Here is an 11664-nt window from a genome sequence, read left to right on the forward strand (position 1 = left end):
GGAATATGATTGTATGTTTTTATGAATCCAAAACAAGATCGTTCTCAATTAATTCTAATCCGCCATCAATTAAATGAGCAACATCTGGTCTGCGAATTTTTAATTGATCGAGATGTTCTTTAATCTCTGTAGCAAGTTTTGGATCTTGATGGAATACTAATTCATAAATTTCTACTGAAAGCAACCAATCGTTAGAATGGTGCTTTTTAACAAGATCGAAAGCCGCTTGAAGTGAAAATTTCGTGTTATTTCCTTCTCTACTATTTCTTACAGATTCGTATAATGTTTCAAGTTCGAGCTTCTCCTCATTTTTCTTGCTTTTAATGGTTGTGCTAGAAGGAGTGTGAGTTATAAGATCAAATGACAAAGGATCTGCAGGACCAGCGAATGCTGAAATCACGTTTTTCCCTATTGCCATATCGTAATGTCCCCATGCTGGTTTAAATAGGATTTCTTCTCCATGAGTAACTGTGCAATCTTTTAATCTTATAAGGATAATTTTCCCTTGTAAATTACGGGTTCCTGTAACAATGGTTCCACTTACTTTTATATTTCCTTCAAACTCGAAAGAAATTTCCTTTTCTTCATAGATATCGTAGGCTTTTAAATCGCGTGGACTCATATCTTCTATGGCAAGGTTAATCCCTTTTAATAATCCAATTGGGGATCCAAAACCTTCAGCATGATTCTGCGTACTATGACCCACGAGCTCTTTTCCTCTATAGGATAATGCAGTTTTTCCCGTAGTTTGGAAATATACCGGTTTATTATCTGCTTCTATCACATTAGTGAAGTCTCCAGAGATCTGTAGGCCGGTACTTAGCTCTATAGTCCCTAGGATTTTAGAATTTATTAATTTATTCAATCCTTCCAAACCTCCACGTCTTAACGCCATAGAATTAGCAAATTCTTCCAAGACACTGCTTAAATGGGCAAAATCTGGGGTTACATATAATTGTGGCTGTGGCTTTGTAATGTCAAACTCCTGTTTAGCAGCTTCAATAGAATAAGGCTGCTTCTTCACTTTATCTGTCATGCACCATGCACTTTCACCTATAGAAGATAATAATCCAGCTCCGTAAATCTTAGGGTTTTCTACCGTTCCTATTAGGCCATACTCTACAGTCCACCAATGAAGATTTCTTATTTGTGCCATTTCACTTGGAGCTCCCATATTATTTTGCAAAAATTCTACTTTCTCTTCCGCAGCTTTAATGGCCTCTTCGGGAGTGTTTTCTGCTTCTTTTATGATAGATAAGTGGCGAATTGCCTCGTACATTTCATAATCCTTCGCATTAGAAATAGCTTTACAACCTATCTCACCAAATCTTCGTAGATATTCCGCATACTCCGGATTTGCGATAATTGGAGCATGACCGGCACCTTCGTGAATAATATCTGGTGCAGGCGTATACTCTATATGATCTATTTGTCTAATATCACTGGCAATAACTAACACATTGTAAGCTTGAAATTCCATGAACGCAGCCGGAGGAATAAATCCATCTACGGCAACTGCTGCCCAACCAATTTCTTCTAGAATCCTGTTCATTCCATACATATTGGGAATATGATCTATGGAAATTCCGGTTTGTCTTAAACCATCCAAATAAGATTTGTGAGCTACTTTACTTAAATATTGCACATTTTTACGCATCACATATCTCCAAACCGCCTGATCTATCGCACTATATTCGCTATAATCCTGTGGTTTAATAAATTGCTTCAGATGCGCGGGTAGCCTATCTAAAATTTCATTAGATTCAATTTTTTCTAACATAGTAAGTAACTCATTAATTGAGAGAATAAAGATACAAAATACGAAATCAAATATACATTGTTTAGCAGTTGGATAAATAACACTTGTAATAAAAAAGCCTCCAATTTGGAGGCTTTCTAACTAATTACTTCATTTGTCCGGGTGGATATTTTTCAAATATTTTCTCTACAATCTCACTAATTCTTTCCTGTTTCTTATTTACTTCCTTGGCAAGTGCGGCAGTACCCATTCCTTGCCATACTAATTCTTTTCCTTCAGAATCTATAAGATCTATATAAAGTGTTCCTTCACTAGTCGTGTTAACAGTATTGTATCCTGTTCCCCAGTACCAAGGGTACCATCCCCAGCCATATCCATATCCAAATCTATTATCTTGATAGATATTGATATTCTCTTTAGTTTTTGTGAAAATGCTAACCAAAAGATCTGGTTCTTCAGATTTTGTAAAGCCTTTAGACATCATTTCTTCTTCAATAGCACGTAAAATTCGTTTTTTATCTAAATCTGAAATCTCCGCTTTATCTATTCCCGGCTTAAAAAAAGCGAAACTTTTGTACTGATTAAAATCTACTTTCTGATCATAATCTGATGCTACCTTCACTGTACTACATGAAGTCATGCCCACAGCTAAAAATAATAGCACGGCTGTAATTTTAAGAAATTTCATAAATCAAGTTTTAAATGGTTTGTGGTCTCTATTCAGAAAACAACGCATCGTCTACAAGATTTGGAACTGTAATTTTTAGTTTTGGTTCTTGATCCATCGCACGTTTTATGGAAAAAATTGCTTCCTTATTTCGTGCCCAAGAACGTCTAGCTATTCCATTATTTACATCCCAAAAAAGCATAGATTTTAAACGGTTCTCCGCTTCTTTACTACCATCAAGAACCATACCGAAGCCTCCATTTATCACTTCTCCCCATCCAACACCACCACCATTATGAATGCTTACCCAAGTAGCTCCTCTAAAACTGTCTCCTATCACATTTTGGATGGCCATATCTGCTGTGAATCTTGAGCCATCATAAATATTGGAAGTCTCTCTAAAAGGAGAATCTGTCCCGGAAACATCATGATGATCTCTACCAAGTACCACGGTACCTATCTTTTTTTCTGAAATAGCATCATTAAAGGCTTTAGCAATTTCGGTTCTTCCTTGTGCATCTGCATAAAGAATTCTGGCTTTAGAACCAACTACTAAATTATTGGCTTTAGCATTCTTGATCCATTTAATGTTATCTGATAATTGCGATTGAATTTCTTCCGGAGCATCTTTTTTTTAATCTTTCAAGAACTTCCGTAGCAATTTTATCTGTTTTATCAAGATCTTCCTGCAATCCTGAGGCACAAACCCATCTAAAAGGACCAAATCCATAATCGAAGCACATAGGTCCCATGATATCTTGTACATAAGAAGGATAGGCGAATGCTGCATTTTCAAGGTCTGATTCTTTAAACGAACTAGCATCTACAAACTCAGCGTTCTCATTTTTATAAATATTGGCACCGGCTCTAGAGGCTTCTAATAAGAAGGCATTTCCATAATCGAAGAAATAAGTTCCTTTCAGGGTATGATTATTAATTGCTGTGGTTTGTCTGCGCAAACTTTCCTGAACTTTAGTTTTAAAGGTTTCAGGATCATTGGCCATCATTTCATTGGATTCTTCAAGACTCATTCCAACAGGATAATAGCCTCCGGCCCAAGGATTGTGCAAAGAGGTTTGATCGCTTCCTAGATCTACAAATAAATCTTCTTTATCGAAATGTTCCCATACATCTACAATATTCCCCTGATAAGCGATAGAAACTACTTCCTTATTTTGCTTTGCTTGTTTAACTCTCTCGGTCAATCCATTAAGATCTGTGCAAACTTCATCTACCCAGCCTTGAGAATGCCGTGTATGAACCGCTTTTGGGTTAATTTCAGCACAAACGGTAATACAGCCGGCAATATTTCCCGCTTTTGGTTGCGCCCACTCATTCCTCCCAAACCAGAGGTAATAAATAGTTTCCCGGCTAGATCTTCCTTGTTTTTAGCTATTTTTCGACCTGCATTTAATACGGTGATCGTGGTTCCATGAACAATTCCTTGTGGCCCAATGTACATATAACTTCCAGCGGTCATTTGGCCATATTGAGTTACGCCAAGTGCATTAAATTTTTCCCAATGATCCGGCTGCGAATAATTTGGAATCATCATTCCATTGGTAACTACTACTCGTGGTGCATTTTTATTGGAAGGAAATAAGCCCATAGGATGTCCGGAATAAATAACCAAGGTTTGGTCATCTTCCATTAGTGCTAGATATTTCATTACCAATAAATATTGCGCCCAGTTTTGAAATACAGCTCCATTCCCCCCATAAGTAATTAGTTCTTCAGGATGCTGAGCAACTTTTGGATCTAGATTATTCTGGATCATTAACATGATTGCTCTTGCTTGCAAGCAAGGTCCTGGGTATTCCTCTACTGGTCTCGCATACATATCATATGTAGGTTTAAACCTGAACATGTAGATTCTTCCGTAGGTTTCCAGTTCTTCTTTAAACTCTTTTATTAAAGTAGCATGATGTTCCGGTTCAAAATATCGTAAGGCATTCCTTAGCGCAAGATTCTTTTCTTCAGCATTTAAAATTTCTTTTCTTTTAGGAGCATGATTTACAGATGGATCGTAAGGTCTTTTTTCTGGTAATACTGAAGGAATTCCTTGTAGGATAAGATCTTTAAAATTCATGAATACGCTATTTTATATTGATTTATTTCTTCTGAAGGATGTAATGTGAAGTTATTTAGCCGGAGTTTTCTTATTATATCCATACGGACAATGCCTGCAATTACTCTCGCAGCAATATCCTCTTTTTAAATGATATTGCTCCGTAAAACATTTATAACCTTCTGGGGTAAGATAAAAATCGCCTTCTTCTAAAGGGATCTTTTTTGAAAAATTAGTCATATCACAAAAATACAAATTCTTAACTTTCGCCAATGATTGTTCTGGTAAACAAATTTCTACTCGCTAAAGGATTCAATGGGGTTAGCTTTTGGCCATTTGTGATTTTGAAAAATGAAAGTTTTAAGAACGATCCGGTTCTACTTAATCACGAAAAAATCCATTTAAAACAACAGGCAGAAATGCTGCTTGTATTTTTCTATTTGTGGTACGGGATTGAATTTGGTGTTAAATTCCTTCAGTATAAAAATAAATATCTGGCATATCGGAATATATCTTTTGAAAAAGAGGCTTATAAAAATGAGTTGAATATGAATTATGTACGATCCAGGAAATTCTGGGGTTTTTTGAAATATCTATAAGATATCTAATTTTGTCGTAATAGTTTTCTCGTCACACCGTCCCGAAGCGTCGGAATACTTCAGAATCTCTATTTACTTTAATGGTTAAGTGTGATGAGATTCTGAAACAATTCCGATAGCTATCGGAACAGAATGACGTATTTGATTTATTTCTTATATCCAATGCACATGGAAATATTTATAACTCCTCAAAAATTGATACTCATTTTTTATACTTTCTGAAGGCTTTTTTTGAATCTTTGCGGAATGATGCAGGAAGCCGATTTTAATTTTACTTCTTCAACCAACCAACTGGTTGCTCATTTTGAAGCTTCCAACATCTCTTTACATATTAAAAGAGAAGATCTCATTGATCCTTTTGTATCAGGAAATAAATTCAGAAAATTAAAATATAATATTTCTGAAGCTTTAAAAAGTAACTCCTCAAGGCTTCTGACTTTTGGAGGAGCTTACTCTAATCATATTGCCGCTACTGCCGCTGCAGGTAAGAAATATGGTTTAAAGACGATTGGAATTATTAGAGGAGAAGAATTGGGGAAAGAAATAGAAAGAACATTAGCTTCTAATGAGACTTTAAAATATGCGGTTGCCCATGGCATGCAACTCCATTTTGTTTCAAGAGATGTTTATAAAAGAAAAGAGGAGTCAGATTTTATCGAGCATTTAAAAGTAGAGTTTGGCGACTTTTATCTTTTGCCGGAAGGAGGAACTAATTCTTTGGCGATAAAAGGCTGTGAGGAAATATTGAAGGAGGAGGATAAAGACTTCGATTATATATGTTGCTCCATTGGTACGGGTGGTACGATTGCAGGGATTATAAATGCTTCGAAACCCAATCAGCAAATTTTGGGATTTCCTGCCCTTAAGGGAGATTGGCTCTCTTCAGAAATTAAAAAACATACAACAAAAAATAATTGGAGTTTGGTTACCGATTATCATTTTGGAGGTTATGCGAAAGTAAATTCTCAATTAGTGCATTTTATAAATCAATTCAATGAAAAATGCCAGATTGCGCTCGATCCCGTTTATACTGGCAAGATGTTATTTGGAATTATAGATATGATTGAAAATTCTAAATTCCCTCAAAATTCACGTATTTTAGCCATTCATACAGGCGGTCTTCAAGGTATTGCCGGGATGAATGAATTATTGACCAAAAAAAATCTGCCGCTCATAGATGTATAAATTAGCACCACATAAATTTTTCTTAGGACTTCTTCTTTTACTCTTCCTGGCTTCTTGTGGAAGTAAGAGAAAAGTTGTTGCTACTAAAGGTGGTGAGAAAAGTGAAGTTGTTTCAAAAAGAGATAATCCGAGTTCTTCTAGAACAGAAAGTGCACCCCGAGGAACTTATGCAAATGTGGTAGAGGAGTATGTGGCTAATTTTTCAGAAATAGCTCAGGAAGAAATGAGAATTTATAAGATCCCGGCTAGTATAACCTTGGCGCAAGGAATTTTAGAATCTGGCGCTGGGAGAGGAGAGCTTACAAGAAGAGCAAATAATCATTTCGGAATAAAATGTCACGACTGGGAAGGGGATAAAGTGTATCATGATGACGATAGGTCTCAGGAATGTTTTAGAAAATATAATGATCCAAAATATTCCTATCGCGATCACTCCTTATTTCTGAGTAAGCGTAGGCGCTACGCCGATCTTTTTGAATTGGATGCCGATGATTATAAATCTTGGGCGAAAGGTCTGCGAGCTGCAGGTTATGCCACAGATAGACTTTATCCTAAAAAGCTGATTGATATTATAGAACGATATGAACTAGACCGATTTGATAATGAGGTTTTAGGCAAAACATATAAAAGAGAAAGAAGCGTGGTTGATGTTCAGTCAACTGGAGTTAATACCTATAAAGTGCAAAAAGGAGACACCTTATATTCTATAGCAAAACGAAATAATACAAGTGTAGAAACAATAAAAAGGCTTAATAATTTATCCGATAACAATATTGATATCGGGCAAGAGCTAATTGTAAATTCTGCATCAAATTGATATCAAAAAATGAATTATAAAAGAAGTAGTGCGTTGTTTGAAGCTGCGCAAAAAGTAATACCTGGAGGAGTAAATTCTCCTGTACGCGCATTTAATGCAGTTGGCGGAACTCCAATTTTTATTGAAAAAGCAGAAGGTGCTTATTTATACGATGAAGATGGAAATAAGTATATAGATTATATCAATTCCTGGGGTCCAATGATTCTTGGGCACGCTTTTAAACCCGTAGTAGATGCGGTTGTGGAAAAAGCGAAAAAAGGAACTTCCTTTGGAACTCCTACAGAAATTGAAACCAAGATTGCCGAATTAGCGGTAAAAATGGTTCCCAACATAGATAAGATCCGATTTGTAAATTCCGGGACAGAAGCTTGTATGAGCGCGGTAAGGTTAGCAAGAGGATTTACAGGAAAGGAGAAAATCATCAAATTCGCCGGTTGTTATCATGGGCATAGTGATTCTTTCCTGATACAAGCGGGGAGTGGTGCAGTAACATTTGGTACTCCAAACAGTCCGGGGGTAACTCAGGGAACTGCAAAAGATACCTTGCTTGCAGATTATAATGATTTGGAGGGCGTTAGAAATCTTGTAGAATTGAATCAAGGAGAAATTGCTTGTATTATTTTAGAGCCGGTTGCCGGAAATATGGGTTGTATTCCACCGAGAAATGGGTTTTTAGAGGGATTACGTAGACTGTGTGATGAGAATGATATTTTACTGGTTTTTGATGAAGTCATGACCGGGTTTAGACTAGCTCCAGGCGGAGTTCAGGAACGACTAGGAGTTCGAGCGGACATTGTGACTTTTGGAAAAGTAATTGGAGGCGGTTTACCGGTTGGTGCTTTTGCAGCCAGAGCAGAGATTATGGATCATTTAGCACCGATAGGTCCTGTATATCAGGCAGGGACCTTAAGTGGGAATCCGTTAGCGATGGCAGCTGGTTTGGCGATGCTGGAAGAATTAGATAGCAAGAGAGAAATCTTTAAAAGTATCGATGAGAAAACAGCTTATTTACATGAAGGTGTGGATACCGTACTTAAATCCAATAATATTCCACATACCATAAATAGACTAGGGTCTATGATCTCTATTCATTTTTCTGAAACTCCTGTAAAAGATTTTGCATCGGCAGCACATGCCAATAATCACACTTTTAAGGAATTCTTTCATGGAATGCTAGCTGAAGGAATCTATATAGCTCCAAGTGCTTTTGAAACTTGGTTTATAACAGAGGCTTTGTCTTATGAAGATTTAGATAAAACGATAGCAGCCGTAGATAAAGTTGCCAAAAGTTTATAAAAACAAAGATTTTGTCACCTCGAGCGAAGACGAGAGGTAATTACTTATAAAAAACCCGTAACATCTCTGGTGAGATCTTTACGGGTTTTTTGGTTTTATAATCCATCAAGCACCAAGTAGACTTAGCCTGAACTAGTACTTTTCCAGAATCTTTATTTTTAATGTTCACCAATCTTTGAGAAGTCACATGTGTGTGTTCGCCCACAAACGTTTCAATAAGAAGTTCATCATTCAAGAAAGCTTGTTTTTTATAGTCTATTTCGTGACGAATCACTACCCAAAAATAAGTAGTAAGTATTTCTTCTGAAGCTCGATTCTCCCAATGTTCTTTTGCGATATCCTGAATCCATTGTACGTATTGCACATTATTTACATGCTTTAGTTCATCAAGATCTGAAGCTTTTACGGTGATTATTTTTTCATAGATTTCGGGAGTGCCGCTCATTTTTTAACTATTTCAACTTCAAATAATTTATCCCAATTCTTTCCGGTGACGTACAATTTCTTGGTATTAGGGTTATATGCAATTCCGTTTAAAACATCCAATTCAGGATGTTTAGTTACTTTGTCTCGCAATCCTTTAAAGTTAATAATCCCTTCTATTGCTCCATTCTTCGGATTGATGATCGCAACCCCATCTTTTTGATAGGTGTTTGCATAAATTTTTCCTTCTACCCATTCTAATTCATTTAACTGTGTAGAAATAGATCTATTCGTGGTAGGTTGTATAAAAGTTTCTTCGGCTAAAGTCTCTGCATTTAGAATCCAGATTTTTTCGGTACCGTCACTTTTATAAAATTGTTTGCCATCGTTACACAATCCCCAGCCTTCTTTACTTTTATTGAAGTTAAATGAGCCTGTTTTGCTGAGGTCTTCAAGATTATAAATAAATCCTTCGCCTTCTTTCCAGGTAAGCTGGTAAATACTTCCATTCAAAATAGAAAGGCCTTCTGCGAAATATTGATCGGATAATTCTACTTTTTTGAAAACTTCGCCGGTTTCAAAATTTGTTTTTCTTAAGGAAGAAGTACCATATTGTCCGGTGCTTTCATATAAAGTATCATTGAAGAATTCCAAACCTTGAGTGTAAGCGGTAATATCGTGCGGATAGGTGTTTATAATTTTATAGGTATAAATATCTGGCGCTTTATTATTAAAGATCTTAATATCTATTTGAAGGCTATCTGCGGCTCCTTCAGAAAAGACAATGGCGTTAATCTTCTGATTTCCTAATTTTTCAAAATTTAAAGGGATCTCTAATTCTGAAGTAGCAGTTCCTAATAATTCATTTTCAAAATAAAAAGAAGTAGAATCTATTTTCTTGTTTTTAGGGTTTTGCACGCTAAGTTTTACAGTCTCACCTAACTTAAATTCGGCTTTAGAACTCACAAAACTGAGAGAAAAATCACTTTTCTTTTTATCGGAATTACTTCCGCAGGAAATAAATAAAACATTTAAAATAAACAGTAACAGGAGCTTAGCTTTCTTCATGAAAATATTGTTATTTGCTTTGGGCTAAATTAATTAATTCAAGTTAAAAAATCCTTGCAAAATGTAGTAAACATTGTATATTTGCAGCGGCAAGTCCCACACAACCAGCTCCTGCTGAATCCCCCAGGGCGGGAACGCAGCAAGGGTAAGTGGTCGTAGCGGTGTGATGTGGGTCGCTTGCCATTTTTTGTATCTGATATTTAAATTTTATCGCATCTTTGTGATCATGAAAACAGATACTTCCCCACAAGTTGTTCTTATAACAGGAGGCTCTTCCGGAATTGGAAAATCCATAGGAGAATTCTTGATGGCCAAAAATTTTAAGGTCTACGGAACAAGTAGAAATCCAAATCCGAATCACTCAACTTCCTTTCCTCTTATAGCACTAGATGTTACGAAGAATGAAACTATTATTTCGGCTATTTCTGAATTGATCGCAAAAGAAGGAAAAATAGATATTCTAATTAACAACGCAGGGATTGGCATTACCGGTCCTATTGAAGAAACTCCGGAAGAGGAGATTAAAAAGGCTTTCGACACCAATTATTTTGGTCCGTTGAATGTCACCAAGGCTGTACTTCCCAAAATGCGTGAGCAAGGTGGAGGACTCATCATAAATATCACTTCCATTGCCGGGTATATGGGCTTGCCTTACCGCGGAATATATTCTGCTACAAAAGGAGCTTTAGAATTGACTACTGAAGCTTTTAGGATGGAATTAAAGGATTTTAATATTCAGATGACCAATGTAGCTCCCGGAGATTTTGCTACAAACATCGCTGCCGGGAGATACCATGCTCCGGTTTTGGAAACTTCCCCATACAGGAAGGCTTATCAGAATACCTTGGATATCATGAATAAGCATGTAGATGAAGGTAAAGATCCAGAGTTAATGGCTAAAATGATTTACAAGATTATCAATTCCCCAAAGCCCAGAGGACACTATAAAGTTGGGGAACCTTTACAAAAATTCTCCATTGCATTAAAGCGGATTCTTCCAGACAAATTGTATGAGAAGATCTTACTAAAGCATTATAAATTGTAATTTTGCAAACAAGAAAACGCTACTAAACATATTTAAACACAACACTATGAAATTTTTTATTGATACTGCAAACCTTGACCAGATTAAAGAAGCTCAAGATCTAGGAGTTTTAGATGGAGTTACTACAAATCCCTCGCTTATGGCTAAGGAAGGAATCACGGGAAAGGATAATATTTTCAAACATTATAGAAAGATATGTGATATTGTAGATGGTGATGTGAGTGCAGAGGTGATTGCTACAGATTATGATGGAATTATCAAGGAAGGTGAGGAGTTGGCTGAATTGCATGAGCAAATTATAGTGAAAGTTCCAATGATTAAAGATGGTATTAAAGCTATTAAATATTTTAGTGATAAAGGAATCAAGACGAATTGCACCTTGGTTTTTTCTGCAGGGCAAGCTTTACTAGCCGCTAAAGCGGGTGCAACATATGTTTCTCCATTTATTGGTAGGTTAGATGATATTTCTACTGATGGTTTAAATCTTATTGCTGAAATAAGATTGATCTACGATAACTACGAATTTGAAACGCAAATCTTAGCAGCTTCAGTTAGACATACCATGCACGTTATAGATTGTGCTAAACTAGGTGCAGATGTTATGACAGGACCTTTATCTTCGATAGAAGGACTTTTAAAACACCCACTTACAGATATTGGTTTGGCAAAATTCTTAGAAGATTTTAAGAAAGGGAACTAGTTTAAATTTAAAATAACTAAAAAAGCCTAATCAAATT

11 protein-coding genes, 1 other RNA gene and 1 pseudogene are annotated in these 11664 nt (G+C 36.2%); 7 read left to right on the plus strand and 6 right to left on the minus strand.

Translation table 11 applies throughout. The features are described from left to right. Positions 1-19: 19 nt before the first annotated feature. From ON07_RS11085 to ON07_RS16550, 4 genes and pseudogenes are all read right to left on the minus strand, one after another. Positions 20-1780, minus strand: a complete 1761-nt coding sequence (locus ON07_RS11085) for an aromatic amino acid hydroxylase (protein WP_010231326.1) — start codon at positions 1778-1780, stop codon at positions 20-22. A 124-nt stretch (positions 1781-1904) separates the two neighbouring features. Beyond that, a complete protein-coding gene (locus ON07_RS11090; protein WP_010231327.1) occupies positions 1905-2447 on the minus strand; it encodes a DUF4136 domain-containing protein in 543 nt (180 codons plus the stop codon). A 28-nt stretch (positions 2448-2475) separates the two neighbouring features. After that, a pseudogene (locus ON07_RS15330) lies at positions 2476-4515 on the minus strand (urocanate hydratase). Between the two features lie 51 nt (positions 4516-4566). Continuing rightward, on the minus strand, positions 4567-4734 hold the full coding sequence (locus ON07_RS16550) for a DUF5522 domain-containing protein (protein WP_162097765.1): 168 nt from the start codon (positions 4732-4734) through the stop codon (positions 4567-4569). Between the two features lie 32 nt (positions 4735-4766). On the opposite strand from ON07_RS16550, the gene ON07_RS11105 reads away from it, so the two are divergent. From ON07_RS11105 to hemL, 4 genes are all read left to right on the plus strand, one after another. After that, positions 4767-5093 (plus strand): hypothetical protein, encoded by a 327-nt coding sequence (locus tag ON07_RS11105; RefSeq protein WP_010231331.1) that lies wholly within the window; start codon positions 4767-4769, stop codon positions 5091-5093. A 249-nt stretch (positions 5094-5342) separates the two neighbouring features. Continuing rightward, the gene (locus ON07_RS11110; RefSeq protein ID WP_010231332.1) at positions 5343-6278 is read left to right on the plus strand and encodes a 1-aminocyclopropane-1-carboxylate deaminase/D-cysteine desulfhydrase; all 936 of its coding nucleotides are present in this window, start codon (positions 5343-5345) and stop codon (positions 6276-6278) included. Then, on the plus strand, positions 6271-7095 hold the full coding sequence (locus ON07_RS11115; RefSeq protein WP_010231333.1) for a glucosaminidase domain-containing protein: 825 nt from the start codon (positions 6271-6273) through the stop codon (positions 7093-7095). Before ON07_RS11110 ends, ON07_RS11115 begins: the two co-directional genes overlap by 8 nt. A 9-nt stretch (positions 7096-7104) precedes the next feature. Then, on the plus strand, positions 7105-8391 hold the full coding sequence (gene hemL, locus ON07_RS11120) for a glutamate-1-semialdehyde 2,1-aminomutase (protein WP_010231334.1): 1287 nt from the start codon (positions 7105-7107) through the stop codon (positions 8389-8391). Between the two features lie 40 nt (positions 8392-8431). Here hemL and ON07_RS11125 read toward each other — a convergent pair whose 3' ends face one another. Beyond that, positions 8432-8836 carry an acyl-CoA thioesterase gene (locus tag ON07_RS11125; protein WP_010231335.1) on the minus strand — a complete coding sequence of 135 codons (405 nt, stop codon included), beginning with the start codon at positions 8834-8836 and terminating at the stop codon, positions 8432-8434. Further along, entirely contained in the window at positions 8833-9882 is a 1050-nt protein-coding gene (locus ON07_RS11130; protein ID WP_010231336.1) for a glutaminyl-peptide cyclotransferase, read from the minus strand. Before ON07_RS11130 ends, ON07_RS11125 begins: the two co-directional genes overlap by 4 nt. Positions 9883-9969: 87 nt before the next feature. Here ON07_RS11130 and ffs point away from each other — a divergent pair. From ffs to fsa, 3 genes are all read left to right on the plus strand, one after another. Further along, an RNA gene (gene ffs, locus ON07_RS16310) (signal recognition particle sRNA small type) lies at positions 9970-10068 on the plus strand. Between the two features lie 40 nt (positions 10069-10108). Further along, positions 10109-10927: an SDR family oxidoreductase gene (locus ON07_RS11140; protein WP_010231337.1), complete on the plus strand. Its 819-nt coding sequence runs from the start codon at positions 10109-10111 to the stop codon at positions 10925-10927. A gap of 46 nt (positions 10928-10973) precedes the next feature. Next, positions 10974-11627: a fructose-6-phosphate aldolase gene (gene fsa, locus ON07_RS11145; protein WP_010231345.1), complete on the plus strand. Its 654-nt coding sequence runs from the start codon at positions 10974-10976 to the stop codon at positions 11625-11627. The last annotated feature ends 37 nt before the right edge of the window (positions 11628-11664 follow it).

Source organism: Gillisia marina, from assembly GCF_000258765.1.
In the GTDB taxonomy this organism is placed as follows: domain Bacteria; phylum Bacteroidota; class Bacteroidia; order Flavobacteriales; family Flavobacteriaceae; genus Gillisia; species Gillisia marina.